The organism is Paenibacillus amylolyticus, assembly GCF_050990605.1.
GTDB classification, from domain to species: Bacteria; Bacillota; Bacilli; order Paenibacillales; family Paenibacillaceae; genus Paenibacillus; species Paenibacillus amylolyticus_H.
In genome coordinates, this window is record NZ_CP158832.1 from 1,504,969 (window position 1) to 1,520,509 (window position 15,541).

Sequence of the window (15,541 nt, forward strand, 5' to 3'; positions counted from 1 at the left end):
GGGTTAGACGAAGGATAAGACTCATTCTGTACACTTAACTGGAAAGTATAACGATTAATAGAAGGGATGTTGAAAATGAACAGGGAAGGTCATCTGAAATCAGAGCAACATACACAGCAGATATTTAGGCATAGGAAGGGCTGGAAGGTGCTTGCGATTACCCTTGGAGCTTGCGTGATATTGTCTGCTTGCGGTAACGATAACTCGATTACATCCGAACAAGGGGAAAAGCAGTCGGCCGAACAGACGTCAAATACAAATAAAGAGGGTGAGAACATTCATCAGGAACAGAATTCCGCTCCAGAAGGAGCTGCAATGGTTACACCCGACAATTTTGTTGATACCCTTATGAAGGGTTCCAGTGAAGATATATACCGTCAGTTGGGTCCTCAAATGAAGGAAGCGATCACACTTGAAAAGCTTAAAACGTCTGCTGACGAGTTCCTGGAGGGAGTAACATCCCTGGATCAAGTGTTCGCAGCTGAGATGAACAATCTGACCGAGTTCGCCTGGAAGGATCAAACAGGGACAAAAGGGATTCGAGTCTATTTTACCGAGGCCAATCAGATTGATGGTCTGTTGATCCAGCCGCTGGAAACGCATGAGGATACAGATCAAAAGTTCACCAAAACCGAATTCCATTTCCCTTTAAAGGGTGAATGGTATGTGTTCTGGGGAGGTAACGATGTGATGTCGAACTATCATTATGAGCATGAAACACAGCGCTATGCACTGGATATCATTCGGACAAAAGAACAATCAAGTTATCATGGTGATGCTAAGGAAAATGAAAACTACCATGCTTTTGGTGAACCACTCTATGCTGCTGCGGATGGAACGGTCGTCGAAATCAAGAACGATATTCCGGACAATGTACCGGGTGTGATGAATCCGGAAGAGCCGGCGGGTAACTATGTAGTTATTGACCATGGCAACGGTGAATACAGCATTACAGCACATATCAAGAAAGGTAGTGTTTCGGTCAAAAAAGGAGATAAGCTCAAGCAGGGGGACCTCATCGGTGAGCTTGGTAATTCGGGTAACTCCAGTGAAGCCCATCTGCATTTCCAGGTATCGGACGGCCCCGATCTGTTCACATCTCGCTCGATGAACATTCGCTGGGCTGACCAGAGTCAACAGTTAACTCGTGGGAACACAATTCAAGGACTGGCAGAGTAATTCTCTGTCAGAATGTTAGGGATGACGAAGGCTTCTATTTTCCATTATAATATCCTCTATGATAAGAGAACGATCTGAAATGATGGAGGAGTAGCGATGAAACTGGAAGATGTGCAGATTGAATATGCGCGCCTGGAGGACTTGCCGAGGATTGTAGAAATTTATAATTCTACTATTGAGAGCCGTATGGCAACAGCGGATTTGGAGCCGGTGACAGTAGAGCAACGTGTCCCGTGGTTCGAGGAACATTCACCGGATCATCGTCCTCTTTGGGTGATGAAGCAAGCAGGACAGGTGGTAGCTTGGGCAAGTCTCAGCTCGTTCTATGGACGCCCTGCGTATAACGGAACGGTGGAAGTCAGTGTATACGTGGATCAGCAATGCCGCGGAATTGGGGCTGGTGGACGTTTGCTCGAAACGGTATTTGCGGCGTGTCCTGCACTTGGAATTACGACCATTCTCGGATTTGTCTTTGGGCATAACGAACCGAGTCTGGGGTTATTGCGCAAGCATGGTTTTGAACAGTGGGGATATTATCCCGAAGTGGCCGTGCTGGATGGTGTGAATAGAGATCTGGCAATTTTGGGCAAAAAAATATAAGTGTTGTTCTTATTCGTAGGAAGTAACATTGAAAACCTCCAACCCAGGTTATAGGATTGGAGGTTTTTTGTCGTGCCAGTATTTCGCTATGTGAAAGTGTAGGCTGTTCTTATACGCCAAGCTGCTGTTTGATATCTAGAATCTGTCCCAGATGACGTTCCTCATGATAACTTGCAAAGTCAATCCATTGGGTAAGATCCATCTCACCGAATACGGGATGAGGAAAGGACTTGCTGCGCAGCAGGTCAGGATCATGATCCAAAGCAAAATTATTTAACGCTTGGTGAGATTCGTCCAGATCACTGCGTACGTCTGCGAGTGCTTCAGGCGCTGCTGGAGGCTGAAGATGGGGGGGTGCCTCGACGGAGCGGCTGCGGTCCAACGATAGTTCATATGGTTTTTTGTCCACAGACACCACCTGTTCCTTTTCGAGTGCAAGGCGGGCTTGCTTTCCAATTACATTTTCCATCAGATTCAGATGACGTAGTACTTGCATAATACTCCACTGTTTGGGTGAAGGTTTTCGGTTCAATTGTTCTTCTTCGAGTCCCGAGACTGCTTCCCAGATTTGGTTGCGTATATCGTCATTACGAGTAAACATTGTGCAATCCTCTCCTTATATACGGGTTCTATGATGTGGGTAGTCTGTGTATGTTCATTACCCAAAATGTGGATGCTTATTCTATAAGCATTGAGAACGGAAAGAGTGAATGCGAACCTTAGACAAGATCAGCCTTGTTAGATGTAATCTGAGCCAAATAAAAAAAGCCGTTCTCTATGAACGGTTCATTTAAATCCATCCCAAGTCCAAAAAAAGATTGACGGGCAGACCCCGGCAAACTATAATCGGTACAAGTAACTTGATATGTAAGGAGTCCTGACATGATATGTTAGTAATCGACGAGGTGTATCACCATACAGCATTGCAAATATCATCGTCCGATTTATTGTACCTTATCGAACGGCTGAAGGTCAAAAAAGAAAATGAGATCCAAACGCTCAAGCAGAAGATCGAACAGTTCGAACAGAAGCGACGAGCGGAAGAGGTTGCTTATCAATCGTTGTCGCCCGTACGCAAATGGTTTGCGGGACGCCCTGCATCCCATCATCAGGCGGTGGAGTATATGGTGCAGGTGAAGGAACGTTTTCGCAAGATGGAACAGATTCGCAGACGCATACGTGAATTGGATCAGATCTCAGAACGAATTAAGCATCCGGACAGCATTGAGCGGGACGAGATTGAGCTTGCGCCCGATACAATCCGTGAGCTCAGACAGCTTAGTGAAACGGAGGATGTACAAACATGACTTTGGAGACGTTAAGCACCGGGATCGATACGGTCTGGGTCGTACTGAGTGCAGCGATGATTTTATTGATGGAGGGTGGATTCGCCCTGCTCGAGGCTGGCTTTGTGCGTTATAAAAATAGTGTGAATATTATTATGAAGGTTTTTGCGGACATTACGATTGGAACGTTGCTGTTCTATGCCATCGGTTTTGGACTGATGTATGGTTCGGACGTTGGCGGTTTTGCGGGAGTAACGGGATTTTTCCTGAATGGGGATTTGTCTCACCTGGACGTACCGGTGTCTCTGGAGACATTCTGGTTGTTCCAAGCTGCCTTTACCATTGCCGTTATTTCCATCGTTTCAGGAGCGGTAGCCGAGCGCATCAACTTCCGTGCCTACCTGTTGTATATCATATTAATGACGGCGATCATCTATCCAATTGGCGGACATTGGGCATGGGGTGGCGGTTGGCTTAGTCAGCTGGGGATGCAGGACTTTGCCGGTTCTGCTGTCATCCATGCACTCGGTGGATTCTCGGCACTGGCTGCTGCGATTATCATTGGTCCACGTAAAGGCAAATACACGCCACTTGGCGTAAGTGCCATTGCACTCCCGAGCAATCTGCCACTGGCATCTGTAGGTGCATTTCTGTTATGGTTCGGGTGGTTTGGCTTCAATGCTGGTAGTACACTCAGCGCGACGGATGTAAGAATTGGTCACATTGCGATTGTTACGATGTTATCCGCGGCTTCGGGTGGTGCAGTTACCTTGCTGTACACGTTATTCCGCTTCAATCGTTCAGATGCACCATCGGTCATTAACGGTTCGCTTGCGGGACTGGTCGGCATTACGGCAGGCTGTGCATTTGTTGGTGATGTAGCAGCGATATTCATTGGGGCCGTATCCGGCTTATTGATGATGGCTGCAACCAACTGGCTGGACCGTCGGCAGATTGATGATCCAGTTGGTGCTTTCCCGGTACATGCTGCATCCGGAATGTGGGGCACGATTGCTGTAGGTCTGTTTGCCACGGATGGTGGATTATTCATGGGCGGCGGCTGGAGGTTGCTGGGTGTTCAGGCACTTGGCCTTACAGTTCTGGTCATCTGGGGATTCGCCATGACCTGGATCGGGTTAAAGTTGATTGGCAAAATCGTGCCTGTACGATCGACAGAAGAAGAGGAGGATCTGGGTCTGGATATCAGCTATCATGGGGTGATGGCAGCCCATCAGGCCCATGAATTCCTGGACGGTGAGGAGCATATGCGTGCTTACCAGGAAAAGTCTTCTGATCCAAATCGCTAAATGGCATATAGAATTAAGGAAGTAGACTGACAAGGAATGTCAGTCTCTTTTTTCTATACAAATTGAGCTACATATTTACAGGAGAACGTAGAGGACAGAAAGAACCTGAAGAAGCGAAGAGTTCGCCTACAAGCTTTCTGCAAGAAAGCTACATCAGAAGCATACGCTATCCCCAGATTTTTACCTTTGCAAAGGTGAATCTAAAAAATTCTGGGGATAACAGCGATCGGAAGGTTGTTCTGTCATCGGAGTGGTAAGTGTAAAATATTCTTAAGTTCAATTTATATAGAAGCAGGGAAAGACGTCTGGGCGGAAGAATATACAGGTGTGAACCTGAATATGTCTCAGCATAGGTGTATTGTCAAAAGGGGAGGATCTATATGATTAAGCCAGAACAATGTGAACGTCTGACCAGAAAAGCCCGTAAAACTCTTGAGGAATATGGTTTGGGAGTTGCTGCCGATCTGCTGTTGTCCTCAAGCCGCTGGGGAATTCGCCTCGATGTATCCACACTGGACGAATATCGCAGGACAGGAAACTCACGTGTGGGTGGACATCCGGATTTGCCGAGTCGGATGGAATGGCCCGTAACACAAGAAGGAGTTCCAATGACTTTCCTGGCCCAGTTAAACATGGTGGATTTGTCGCCGTATACGCCGAATGATGGGCGCGGGACTTTGTCTGAACGTGGAATGTTATACTTTTTCGTTGGCACGGATGAATCTGCTTGTCCCATTGAACATCGTGTGATTTTTGAGCCGAGTTCTCATCATTTAATAAGGCGAGAGCCTGAAGGGGATACCGCGCTGGACGGAGCTCCGTTTGTTGCACATTCGGTGACCGTGCTGCCTAATCTTGAGTTTCCTACATATGCTTATATAGACGCCAACGCGCTGAATGAGCTCTCGCCGCCTCAGCTTGAGACCGATGAGGCCGAAGCGGAAGTGAGTCTGTATGACCGATACCTTGAATTCGAGTCGAGCTGGAATCATCCGAGTACGCTGAATTGGGGTGGTATGTTTGGATATCCTGACGGGCAGCATCCGGATGCCGAGCATCGTGCCTTGTTACAGATCGCACTTGGAGAAGAGTACAATAATAATGAGCAGGAATGTGAGAAGAAGCTGACCAAGCATTACGGCGGTGATGAGCATCGGACATGGCAGGAACTATCCGATACGTTGCTACTGTTGAAGATAGATACACATGATGCTATTGGTTTCCAATGGTGGGATTGCGGGGAACTGCAATTTTTCATTCGTAAGTCTGACTTGGAGGCTGGACGGTTCGAGCATACGTATTGTTCGTTATACTCAAGTTGAACAAAGATTTGAACTCATATAGGCAACAAAATGTCCTGAATCCCGTCTATATGAAGGAGGAAGGACTTTTTTTGTTCGTAGATTGATAAATTTGGGGTATAACTTGTTTATATATTAGGGAGGGATATCTTGGTTGATTACCGATCATATGTTCTGTATAATGGGATAAAAAGGAAGTGTATCTGTTGATTCAATCTGCGTTCAAACATATTGACGTGGCTGTAACATCGTTAATTGATATATGTGATCAGTTGTCGGAAGAAGATTTGGCTTTGACTCCAATTGAAGGTAAACGACCAGTTGGAGAATTACTAGCCCATCTGTCTGTGATCTGCCGAGCGGATGTTTATATTTCCGAAGGTGCATCGGAGAAAGAGATGGCTCAATTCTATGCAGAGAATCAGGTGCATTCGCTCCGTGAGATCAAGCAGGCTCTGATCGATAATCAGATGTATCTATACCAGCGGTACAGGCAGTTTAACACGGAAGAGTTACTGCATGTGACGGATTCATACTGGGGGGCATCCTATAGTCGGCTGGAGTGGTTACTTGAGATCATGGGGCATGTGTATCATCACAGAGGACAATTGTATACGATGCTGACCCTGACGGGCAAAGAACCGGAATCAGTACTTTTTAAATAGAAACGGATAGAATACATATAAGCATGTTACAGGAAACATCATGGGTTAAAGTGGAAATAGACCGACGATACTGCACGTTATACGTGAAATAACGGAGGATTCTGGCATGGAACGACATAATACATGGAATGCATCGATGAACAATATGTTGATTGACAGGTTAAAACAGATTCCTGAACTTGGTCAGGCTACACGAATTGAACCCGTTATGAAGGGGTATTCAGCGGATGCCAAATTCAAAATGTTTGTCCCTGGCCAAGGGAATGTTTTGGTGAGGGTATATGATGTTGCTGAGGAATGGACGAAGCAAAAGGAATATCAATGCTTGAAGAGCATGCAACAATTAGGTGTACTATGTCCAGCAACGTTCGGCACAGGTAGATTGGATGAGAAGAACGGTTATATGATTCTTAGCTACATTGAAGGCGAAGATGCGTCTGAGAGACTGCCGCAGCTGAATGAACAGCAGCAGTGGGTGGTTGGCTTGGAAGCAGGAGCGCAGCTACAGCTGATTCACCAGTTGCCGATGGAGGAACAGACCGAATCATGGTACATACGCAAGAGCACAAAGCATCAACGTTACGTGGAGCGCTATAAACAGTGCCCGATCGTGATGAAAGAGGATCATGCTATTCTAACTTTTATTGCAGACCATCTCGTTTGGATGAGAAATCGTCCAGATGGATTTCAGCATGATGACTTCCACCCGAGCAATCTTGTCGTTAAGCAGGATAAGCTGGCAGGAGTAATTGATTTTAATCGTTATGATCAAGGTGATCCCATTCATGAATTTTTGAAGCTGGGTTTGTTTGCTTCAGAGATAAGTATTCCATATTCCATAGGTCAGATTCAGGGATATTTCGATGGCAATGAACCGGATGAGTTATTCTGGAGATTATATTCACTGTATACGGCTATGGCGCTGGTGTCTTCTGTGGTATGGATTCAGCAGGTGAAGCCGGAAGAGACGCATGAGATGATGACCAGGATCGAGCGTGTCCGTGAAGATCACGATGATTTTCGTAGTTTCATCCCTCGGTGGTATACTTTGAACAGGTAAGGAATTATGGAAGGGAAAGGAATAATGCCGTGGCACAGCCAGCAACCATTCTGCTTGTGGATGATGAGCAGGAGATTATTAAACTGATGGAAATTTATTTTGGTAACGAGGGTTATCGGATTCTCACTGCGAATGATGGTCTTGAAGCGCTGGAACAATTGAAAAAAGAGTCGATCGATCTCATTATTCTCGATGTTATGATGCCAAATATGGACGGAATCGAAGCTTGTATGAAAATTCGGGAAGAGCAGAAAATGCCGATCATTATGCTGTCCGCCAAAAGTATGGATATGGATAAAATTACAGGGCTAAGCATCGGTGCTGATGATTATGTGACCAAGCCGTTTAACCCGCTTGAACTGGTTGCACGGGCGAAATCCCAGCTGCGAAGGTACCACACCTTCAATGAAGGTCGGGAGAACAAAGAGCACGAGTGGGTTATTGATGATCTGGTCATTAATACCGATACACATGAAGTTTGGGTGGATGAGCAGCCGGTTCGTCTGACTCCGCGTGAATTTGCTGTTCTTGAACTACTGGCTCGTCATCAAGGTTCAGTACTCAGTATGGAACAGATCTATCGTCAGGTCTGGAAAGAAGAATTCATGGAGTCGAACAATACCGTCATGGTGCATATTCGCAAGATTCGTGAGAAAATTGAACTCGACAGCAAACATCCCAAGTTCATTCAGACCGTATGGGGTGTTGGTTATAAAATGATCAAACCGCAATAAACATGTACATCGACAGGATGTCATGTGACATGAACACACACAGGCAGGGAGTTCCAACTATGAATTCAAAGCTGATTAATACGGTCCGATGGAAATTTATCTATGCATTTCTGCTGAGTGGCATATTAACTGCAGTTATTTTGTACGGGGGCAGTCAGGTGGGGCAGACCATCCTGGAAGCTCAGACGTATCCGGATTATTCTATTCCGGCCCAAGGGATCAGGTGGTTGGTGAATAATATCGGTTCGGTGCCTTTGATGATTGTGGTAGGCGTGCTGGGTTTTGTGCTGTTTTTTTTCCTGTTCTCTCGCAAGGTGATGCGGGTTCTGGATGAAATAACGGCAGGAATTCAGGAAGTTGCCAAAGGAGAGTTGTCCCATCGCATCGAAGTGAAGACCTCGGATGAATTCGGAGTGGTTGCTGCAAGCATTAATCAGATGGCTGAACAATTGCAATTGTCGCTTCAGGAAGAACGTAATGCAGTTGCTGCCAAAAATGATCTGATTACGGGTATATCACATGATCTGAGAACACCACTCACTTCTATTCTGGGATTTCTGGAGTACATCGAGAAGGATCGGTACCAGGATGAGATTGAGATGCGCTATTACGTTAGCATTGCCTATGAGAAATCCTTGACCCTTCGCAAGTTAATCGATGACTTGTTCGAATATACGCGTGTGAGTGGCGGGAGTCTTCCGTTATCTCTGCAAGCGTTGAACCTGAATTCGTTTCTGATGCAGCTGGCTGAAGAGTTTGCTCCCATGCTGGAGGATGCTGGCATGACCTACAAGATCATCGGCGGGCAAGATCCACTATGGATACAGGCTGCTCCGGGGGAGCTTGTACGAGCATATGAGAATCTGTTCAGTAATGCCATTCGGTATGGTTCGCAAGGTAAACTAATGGAGATTGAGCTAGCCCTTGAAGGTGAAGAGGCTGTAGTCCGCATCAGTAATTATGGTGAACCGATTCCGGCACAAGATCTGCCACATCTATTTGATCGATTCTATCGGGTAGATAAGTCCCGCTCCCGCGATACGGGAGGTACCGGTCTCGGCCTGGCGATTGCCAAATCGATGATTGAATTACATCGAGGAAGTATCGTTGCTTACAGTGAAAATGGCAGAACGGATTTAGTTACCCGTTTCCCTGTAACTGCTGCTTCACCAAGTAGTTACTCAGAGGAATAATAATTAAGATTTTGGTAAGAAGTTAAGCACTATCTCATTAAGAAATATTCGGTATTCTACCTCTATTACCATATTATTGTATAGGGAGGATACCGAATATGAAGTCTCAATTCAGTACAGTAAGACTAAGATACATATACATTGGAGGAGCAAGCGCGTTACTGAGCGCAGCGCTCCTTTTTGTCGTTTATCACGTGCTGCGGTTTGCCCACAATCACATCCTTCCAGATGCAGCATGGATAACGCGTATGATGAACTGGGGAATCAACCATATCGGAACAAAGCCGATCTTTATCTTCATTGGTGGAGCTGTGTTCGCGATCTTTTTCTGGATTCGATCCCAGAAGATTGCAGAAGATCTTAATGAACTTGCGCGCGGAACAGCCGAACTTGCATTGGGCCACAATCCTGGAAGAATAGATGTTCTAAGTAGTGGTGAACTACGACAAATTGCTGCCAATCTGAATAGGATTGTTATTCTCCTGCATGAGGAAGGGCTGAGCAGATCAGAAACGAAACAGGAGAGAAGAGAGATAGAGGGAGCATTTATTAAGCATGAGCAACCCGGACTTCAGCAACATATTGCAGAAGAAAAGGAGACTGAATGTTGAAGCACAGGGGCAAGCGATGGATGTATTATGTTTTTGATGCCGCAGTGGTTGTAGTTTTGATGTTGACCTGTTTCTATATCTATCTGATGACTTATGGAGAGGGAATGCTTCGCAATCGTCCAGAGGCCATGCAGGTGGTCTCTTCAACCATTATTACGAATGCAGAGGGGACCGAAATTTAGAGGTTGCACACGCAGACCAAAGGGTATTCCGAATATGCCGACCTGAACGCTATGCCGGATTTGTTAAAGATGGCTTTTTTGGCTACAGAAGATCGACGTTTCTACAATCATGATGGACTGGATGTCATCGGACTCGGCAGAGCCATCGTGCAAGACATTATACATATGAATCTGAGTCAGGGAGGAAGCTCCATCACGCAGCAACTGGCAAGGAATTTGTATTTGAATGGGGATAAAACGTTGAGTCGAAAGGTGAATGAGATAGCTATTGCGATGGCCCTGGAGAAGAAGTACAGCAAGGATGAAATTCTGGAAATGTATCTGAATCAGATCTACATGGGACGCCAGCAGTATGGTGTAAAAGCGGCAGCCTGGCGGTATTTTGGAATTAAAGATATGCACCAGTTGGAACTATGGCAGATGGCTACATTGGCTGGAATGCCCAAAGGTCCATCTCTATACAATCCAGTAGATCATCCTGAACTTTCCAAACAAAGACGTGCCGTTATCCTTGGACTCATGCATGAACAGGGGCTAATTACGCGAAAGCAGATGCTAGAAGCCCGCAGCGTCGATTACACGCCGCCTGAAACGATGTTAAATGCATCAACTTCAGTAGGCCTCAGCGAGCCTGGATATGTCTCTGCCGTGGATGCTGTAATTCAGGAGGCTTCTCAGCTCACAGGCAGAAGTGAAACAGAGATTCAATCGGCAGGCTGGGTTATTCAAACCGGGTTATACCAACAGGCGCAACTTGCGATGGAGGAAACATTTGCAGACACCACCCGATTCCCCGATGATCGTCAAGATGAGCAGGTCCAGGCAAGTATGGTTATTATCGATCAGCATAACGGTGAAGTGAAAGGGATGATGGGTGGACGTAATCCCTTAGAAGGGGGGATCAACCGAGCAATTATGGATGCACGGCAGCCAGGCTCATCTTTTAAACCGATTATTGCATATGGCCCTGCGTTGGAGTCGGGGAAGTTCAAGCCAGAGAGCATACTGCCGGATAAACGCATGAGTTATGGCAACTATCAACCCAGCAACCTGGGTGGGCGTTACAGTGGTTCAATATCCATGTCCCAGGCCCTGCAAAAGTCCATCAATGCCCCAGCCGTATGGCTGCTTCATGAGACAGGGCTAAACGATGCACATCAATTTGCCGCACGGCTCGGTATTGAACTGGGGAAAGAAGATCTAAACCTCTCGATTGCCTTGGGAGGTGTGCACCAGGGGGTGTCACCCATGAAGATGGCACAGGCCTATACCGTGTTTGCGAATAACGGCAAGCTGAACACAGCCCATCTGATACGCCAGATTACAGATTCTCGTGGACGAACCATATATGCTCATAAGTCGGAAAATAAGCAGGTAATCTCCTCTGGCACGGCGAATGACACGACCAGAATGCTGCAACATGTAGTCAGTCAGGGAACAGGAAGCCGTGCACAGTTAGGTCAACACAAGGTAGCGGGTAAAACAGGAACAACACAGGCTGCATTACCTGGAGTGGGAAGGGAAGCCAATCGGGATCTGTGGTTTGTGGGCTATACGAGTAACTGGACTGCAGCGGTCTGGATGGGATTTGATCATACGGATGCAGAACATTATATGAGGTCAGGAAGTGGTGTTGCAGCGGATTTGTTTGCAACGGTGATGAAACGTGCGATGCGATAAACGTCTAAGCGAGGAGATCAAGGAGATCATAGGCCAGATGCTCCGTCATCCTCTAAAATACACAGAATCCAGATTTTAATGTATAATATGTTTTTTTATCTAGTGTAAAAGGAGGATGAAATGGAAGGTAGATACAGTGACTCGGATACAGATACGGATATGAACTCGCTGCAACCCAAAACCGGTATCAGACCGGAACGGCCTGGTATCTCCGGCTTGGGCGGATGGCTTATTTTGATCCAGATTAGTCTTTGGCTTGCGCTGGTGTTTCTCATCTCGGATGTATCGCAGGTGAATGTCATCATGGACCCTGCCAGATGGGAAGAAGGCCGTGGTGTCGATCCTCAGATTTACACGGAGATGATCCTTCCACTCCTGTGGTTTGGATTCATAAGCAGTGCCATTTTAATGCTGATTGTTATCGTGAATCTCATTCTTTTATATAAACGGAAGAGACAGTTTCCACGTATGATGATCATGATGTACTTGATGAATGTGATCATAAGCATCGTGACGTGGATTCTGATTGCGCGCAATGAAATCCCAAGAGAACAGCATGTGCTTGATGCAACTCCGGCTTTTCAGCTGATCGTACGATCCATTCTGACGTGCTGTATCTTCATTCCATATTTCCTGAGGTCGGTACGTGTGAAGAATACATTTGTGAAGTAAAAAGATTAGATTAAAAAAAGTGATACGTAAGGCCCGCTGGCATACAAGAGCTCATCCTGTGTGCTAACGGGCCTTACGTGTGTTAAATATATGAAAAATAATCATTTCGATGATGATTTTCCCCGAAGTGAGGCGGGAATTCGGCGTATCATCTGGTTCAATACCTCGGATAACACGAGGCCAACGGCAATAGCGCCGGATAACATGAGTGCCTTGGCGGCCATCTCCATGGCGGCACTGTAGTCATTTTGCACAAAACTTCGCATCGCATTATACGCAAGTCCCCCAGGAACGAGAGGAATGATGCCTGCGACGCTGAAGATAATGACGGGTGCACGAAACATGCGAGAGAATACCTGGCTGATGACACCTACGGCTATGGTCGCTGCAAGTGTAGCAGGAACCGCATCCGCTGCATATTCAAGCACGATATAGATGATCCAGCCGATCATGCCAACAAATCCACCGTGGAGCAGCATGCGCCGTGGTGCGTTGAAGATGATCCCAAACGCGGCTGAAGCGACAAAACTGGTCAAGGCTTGTTCAAGAAAATGGAGCATATCCTGCATTCCTCCGTCTTACATAAAAAGTGAAAATACAACTGCAATGCCGGTACCTATGGCAAAAGCAGTCAGAAATGCCTCAGCTCCCTTGGATAATCCGGATACGAGATGCCCGGCCATCAGGTCGCGTACAGCATTGGTAATCAGCAGCCCCGGAACCAGCGGCATAACCGAACCAATGATGATTTTGTCCCGTTCATGACCCACTCCCATATAGATCAGGAGAAAAGCGAGTAAGCCAATAACAAAGGACGCCGTAAGCTCGGCAAAGAATTTGACCCGTACCAACCGGTGAAAGGCAATAACGGCTGTATAACCTATGCCCCCGCAGATTAGCGCCGGAAGAAAGTCGCTCCAGCCCCCGCCAAACATAATGGTAAAACAACCACTGGATAATGCTGCGGCCGTAAGCTGCACAGCCGTTGAATAGGAGGAGGGCTTACCTTCGATCTGTACCAACAGATCATGGGCTTCCTGAGCGGATAGCTCACCTTGTCCGATGCGACGGGAGACCGCATTCACCTCGGACACCTTGTCCAGATCCGTCGTACGCTCGGAGATGCGAATCAGCTTGGCGGGTTCGGTTGCATCAACAGAGAAGAAGATGCCTGTCGGCACAACGTAACTGTGCGAATGGGGTAAACCCAGGGCTGCCGCCATACGTTTCATCGTATCTTCCACACGGTAGGTCTCACCACCGCTTTGCAGCATGATTTTGCCTGCGAGCAGACAGATTGCAATCACGCGGGATTGTTCAGTAGGGTTGCTGCCAATCATACCCGTCTCGACTTGTGATACGGGTGATGAATTATGACGTATGTATTCCAACCGGATCAAGCTCCGTTTCATATGAGATATGGGGTGGTGCGACACCATTGTATCATATTTCACACGCTCCCAAGGAATCATACCGCACCATCCCCAAGACCATCAAAAAGCTTCGTTCCCAAGACTTGAAAATCTCAGGAGCGAAGCTTCTTGGAACAGGTTCGGATATAGAAGTACAATACCACTACATCAACAGTGTGATAACCAACAATTCATACAGCACCAGCGGCAAAATCGTTGGTCCAAACAAGGCGCGCGGTTCAGGGTATCCATGCATCGGTGTAACCTGGAGATACAAAATCCCCCGGTCTGCACTGATGATGACACCTTCCCACACTTGCCCATCGATATTCTGGACGTGTACCTTCTTGCCTATATGCTGGCGAGCTGTATGATGAAGCATATTCCGCACACTTTGCACGGATTGAAGCATCGGTTGATTGGCTTGATACACGACACGCATGGATGTCGTGGATGTGGATTCAGACATGATGCACAACCCTTCCTCAAAATAAGTTCTTACTTCAAGGTATGCATCTGCCTACAAAGGGTGATTACACAAACGCCATCTCCAGGCTCCCGCGTCCATGTTCATAGGCGACTTTGCCCAATGCTCCATTTACAAAGGTTAACTGGGGCGGCATATGGCCAAGATCCACGTCATACAGTACAGGAACATCCAGATCTCCAAGTGCAGAGGAGAGAGCATCAGTGAAGTTGAAATCCGCTGTATCGGAATAACCGGCAGGTCTGCCAAACATGAAGCCTTTTACCCCTGCAAACCAGCCAGCCTGTCTCATCTGCCACAGATGACGGTAAACATCCCCTGCGCTCATCTCACAGCTCTCCAGATACCAGATGGTTCCTTCTTCTGCACAATACTGATCCAAAAACGATTGCACGGGTGCATACGGGGTGCCAATCATACAGGTGATGGTATCCATACAGCCACCGATCAGTCGACCGGAGAACGCCACAGCGGTATCAGCATCTTCCGAGTACCCGAGCTGTTTCCAGCGCGAAGGTGTATCGAGGTTAAATCCAGGCAGTTCCATTTTCCATGCCGATTGATAATGTGTGGAAGACGATTGTGTAATCTGTCCGCCGTAAGGGGTCTGTAATACATCGATCCAGCGCGCAGTTACGGGATCAAGGGCGTGTGATCTTAAATCCACATAATTGGTGCCGTGCACTGTCGCTGTGCCGGTGAGCAGGGTGTATGCGAATAAAAAGGTGCTGATATCCGAATAACCCATGACCCATTTGGGCGGCAATGTGTTCAAAGCTTCCCAATCCAGCAGGGGCAGGATATCCATCAGGAACTCTCCCCCCCATGGAGGGATAATCGCTTGAATATTGGGATTGCGGAAAAATTCATTCATCTCTTCGGCGCGTTCCTCTTTGGAGGCACTCACACATTTGATGTTCTGTCGGAGCGATGGGCTTTCCATCACGCCAAAACCAAGGCGCTCCATATTGCGTTTGCTCTCCTCAAGATAATGGTGCAGGGATTCACCTACACCGCTGGAGGGTGCTGCCACACCGATGATGTCTCCCGGAGCGAGTAGCTGCGGATAACGGATAGAACGTTGATTCATTGTGGAAACACCCTTTCCTATAAACATATCGATTTAATATAGATGTTTAATATTAACATTATAGTGCAAGACCACTTCATGT

At 46.9% G+C, this 15,541-nt stretch carries 18 protein-coding genes; 13 read left to right on the forward strand and 5 right to left on the reverse strand.

What is annotated here, in order from left to right; translation table 11 throughout:
* Nucleotides 1-75: 75 nt before the first annotated feature.
* Both ABTV53_RS06735 and ABTV53_RS06740 read left to right on the forward strand, forming a co-directional pair.
* On the forward strand, nt 76-1,179 hold the full coding sequence (locus ABTV53_RS06735) for a M23 family metallopeptidase (RefSeq protein ID WP_433751810.1): 1,104 nt from the start codon (nt 76-78) through the stop codon (nt 1,177-1,179).
* A 96-nt stretch (nt 1,180-1,275) separates the two neighbouring features.
* Complete coding sequence (locus ABTV53_RS06740; RefSeq protein WP_433751811.1) at nt 1,276-1,779, forward strand: N-acetyltransferase family protein; 504 nt, start codon at nt 1,276-1,278, stop codon at nt 1,777-1,779.
* Nucleotides 1,780-1,888: 109 nt separating this feature from the next.
* On the opposite strand, the gene ABTV53_RS06745 is transcribed toward ABTV53_RS06740, so the two are convergent.
* Nucleotides 1,889-2,380: a DinB family protein gene (locus ABTV53_RS06745; protein ID WP_433751813.1), complete on the reverse strand. Its 492-nt coding sequence runs from the start codon at nt 2,378-2,380 to the stop codon at nt 1,889-1,891.
* A gap of 286 nt (nt 2,381-2,666) precedes the next feature.
* Between ABTV53_RS06745 and ABTV53_RS06750 the strand changes: the two genes are divergently transcribed.
* The 11 genes from ABTV53_RS06750 to ABTV53_RS06800 all read left to right on the forward strand — a co-directional run bounded on the left by ABTV53_RS06750 (nt 2,667) and on the right by ABTV53_RS06800 (nt 12,470).
* A complete protein-coding gene (locus ABTV53_RS06750; RefSeq protein WP_433751815.1) occupies nt 2,667-3,086 on the forward strand; it encodes a hypothetical protein in 420 nt (139 codons plus the stop codon).
* Nucleotides 3,083-4,372, forward strand: coding sequence for an ammonium transporter (locus ABTV53_RS06755; RefSeq protein WP_433751817.1), 1,290 nt, complete (start codon nt 3,083-3,085; stop codon nt 4,370-4,372). The genes ABTV53_RS06750 and ABTV53_RS06755 overlap by 4 nt, the downstream gene beginning before the upstream one ends.
* Nucleotides 4,373-4,752: 380 nt before the next feature.
* Nucleotides 4,753-5,694, forward strand: coding sequence for a DUF1963 domain-containing protein (locus tag ABTV53_RS06760; RefSeq protein ID WP_433751819.1), 942 nt, complete (start codon nt 4,753-4,755; stop codon nt 5,692-5,694).
* A 176-nt stretch (nt 5,695-5,870) separates the two neighbouring features.
* Nucleotides 5,871-6,338, forward strand: coding sequence for a DinB family protein (locus ABTV53_RS06765; RefSeq protein ID WP_433751820.1), 468 nt, complete (start codon nt 5,871-5,873; stop codon nt 6,336-6,338).
* Between the two features lie 106 nt (nt 6,339-6,444).
* Nucleotides 6,445-7,398, forward strand: a complete 954-nt coding sequence (locus ABTV53_RS06770; protein WP_433751821.1) for an aminoglycoside phosphotransferase family protein — start codon at nt 6,445-6,447, stop codon at nt 7,396-7,398.
* Nucleotides 7,399-7,427: 29 nt separating this feature from the next.
* A complete protein-coding gene (locus tag ABTV53_RS06775; RefSeq protein WP_026081203.1) occupies nt 7,428-8,132 on the forward strand; it encodes a response regulator transcription factor in 705 nt (234 codons plus the stop codon).
* A 59-nt stretch (nt 8,133-8,191) separates the two neighbouring features.
* Nucleotides 8,192-9,325, forward strand: coding sequence for a sensor histidine kinase (locus ABTV53_RS06780; protein WP_433751823.1), 1,134 nt, complete (start codon nt 8,192-8,194; stop codon nt 9,323-9,325).
* Nucleotides 9,326-9,423: 98 nt separating this feature from the next.
* Nucleotides 9,424-9,936 (forward strand): HAMP domain-containing protein, encoded by a 513-nt coding sequence (locus tag ABTV53_RS06785; protein ID WP_433751824.1) that lies wholly within the window; start codon nt 9,424-9,426, stop codon nt 9,934-9,936.
* Nucleotides 9,930-10,118: a hypothetical protein gene (locus tag ABTV53_RS06790; RefSeq protein WP_433751826.1), complete on the forward strand. Its 189-nt coding sequence runs from the start codon at nt 9,930-9,932 to the stop codon at nt 10,116-10,118. The genes ABTV53_RS06785 and ABTV53_RS06790 overlap by 7 nt, the downstream gene beginning before the upstream one ends.
* A gap of 3 nt (nt 10,119-10,121) precedes the next feature.
* Entirely contained in the window at nt 10,122-11,798 is a 1,677-nt protein-coding gene (locus ABTV53_RS06795) for a transglycosylase domain-containing protein (protein WP_433751827.1), read from the forward strand.
* Between the two features lie 120 nt (nt 11,799-11,918).
* On the forward strand, nt 11,919-12,470 hold the full coding sequence (locus ABTV53_RS06800; RefSeq protein ID WP_433751829.1) for a DUF2569 domain-containing protein: 552 nt from the start codon (nt 11,919-11,921) through the stop codon (nt 12,468-12,470).
* Between the two features lie 101 nt (nt 12,471-12,571).
* On the opposite strand, the gene ABTV53_RS06805 is transcribed toward ABTV53_RS06800, so the two are convergent.
* The 4 genes from ABTV53_RS06805 to ABTV53_RS06820 all read right to left on the reverse strand — a co-directional run bounded on the left by ABTV53_RS06805 (nt 12,572) and on the right by ABTV53_RS06820 (nt 15,459).
* Nucleotides 12,572-13,030 (reverse strand): threonine/serine exporter family protein, encoded by a 459-nt coding sequence (locus ABTV53_RS06805; RefSeq protein WP_433751830.1) that lies wholly within the window; start codon nt 13,028-13,030, stop codon nt 12,572-12,574.
* An 18-nt stretch (nt 13,031-13,048) separates the two neighbouring features.
* Entirely contained in the window at nt 13,049-13,810 is a 762-nt protein-coding gene (locus ABTV53_RS06810) for a threonine/serine exporter family protein (RefSeq protein WP_433754100.1), read from the reverse strand.
* Between the two features lie 235 nt (nt 13,811-14,045).
* Complete coding sequence (locus tag ABTV53_RS06815; RefSeq protein WP_433751832.1) at nt 14,046-14,351, reverse strand: hypothetical protein; 306 nt, start codon at nt 14,349-14,351, stop codon at nt 14,046-14,048.
* A gap of 64 nt (nt 14,352-14,415) precedes the next feature.
* Nucleotides 14,416-15,459: a S66 family peptidase gene (locus ABTV53_RS06820; RefSeq protein WP_433751833.1), complete on the reverse strand. Its 1,044-nt coding sequence runs from the start codon at nt 15,457-15,459 to the stop codon at nt 14,416-14,418.
* Between the last annotated feature and the right edge of the window lie 82 nt (nt 15,460-15,541).

What these genes read in the sequence shown, in the direction of transcription:
- ABTV53_RS06735 (WP_433751810.1), top strand. Translation starts at nt 76, where the DNA reads ATGAACAGGGAAGGTCATCTGAAATCAGAGCAACATACACAGCAGATA.
- ABTV53_RS06740 (WP_433751811.1), top strand. Translation starts at nt 1,276, where the DNA reads ATGAAACTGGAAGATGTGCAGATTGAATATGCGCGCCTGGAGGACTTG.
- ABTV53_RS06745 (WP_433751813.1), bottom strand. Translation starts at nt 2,380, where the DNA reads ATGTTTACTCGTAATGACGATATACGCAACCAAATCTGGGAAGCAGTC.
- ABTV53_RS06750 (WP_433751815.1), top strand. Translation starts at nt 2,667, where the DNA reads ATGTTAGTAATCGACGAGGTGTATCACCATACAGCATTGCAAATATCA.
- ABTV53_RS06755 (WP_433751817.1), top strand. Translation starts at nt 3,083, where the DNA reads ATGACTTTGGAGACGTTAAGCACCGGGATCGATACGGTCTGGGTCGTA.
- ABTV53_RS06760 (WP_433751819.1), top strand. Translation starts at nt 4,753, where the DNA reads ATGATTAAGCCAGAACAATGTGAACGTCTGACCAGAAAAGCCCGTAAA.
- ABTV53_RS06770 (WP_433751821.1), top strand. Translation starts at nt 6,445, where the DNA reads ATGGAACGACATAATACATGGAATGCATCGATGAACAATATGTTGATT.
- ABTV53_RS06780 (WP_433751823.1), top strand. Translation starts at nt 8,192, where the DNA reads ATGAATTCAAAGCTGATTAATACGGTCCGATGGAAATTTATCTATGCA.
- ABTV53_RS06785 (WP_433751824.1), top strand. Translation starts at nt 9,424, where the DNA reads ATGAAGTCTCAATTCAGTACAGTAAGACTAAGATACATATACATTGGA.
- ABTV53_RS06790 (WP_433751826.1), top strand. Translation starts at nt 9,930, where the DNA reads ATGTTGAAGCACAGGGGCAAGCGATGGATGTATTATGTTTTTGATGCC.
- ABTV53_RS06800 (WP_433751829.1), top strand. Translation starts at nt 11,919, where the DNA reads ATGGAAGGTAGATACAGTGACTCGGATACAGATACGGATATGAACTCG.
- ABTV53_RS06805 (WP_433751830.1), bottom strand. Translation starts at nt 13,030, where the DNA reads ATGCTCCATTTTCTTGAACAAGCCTTGACCAGTTTTGTCGCTTCAGCC.
- ABTV53_RS06810 (WP_433754100.1), bottom strand. Translation starts at nt 13,810, where the DNA reads ATGATTGGCAGCAACCCTACTGAACAATCCCGCGTGATTGCAATCTGT.
- ABTV53_RS06815 (WP_433751832.1), bottom strand. Translation starts at nt 14,351, where the DNA reads ATGTCTGAATCCACATCCACGACATCCATGCGTGTCGTGTATCAAGCC.
- ABTV53_RS06820 (WP_433751833.1), bottom strand. Translation starts at nt 15,459, where the DNA reads ATGAATCAACGTTCTATCCGTTATCCGCAGCTACTCGCTCCGGGAGAC.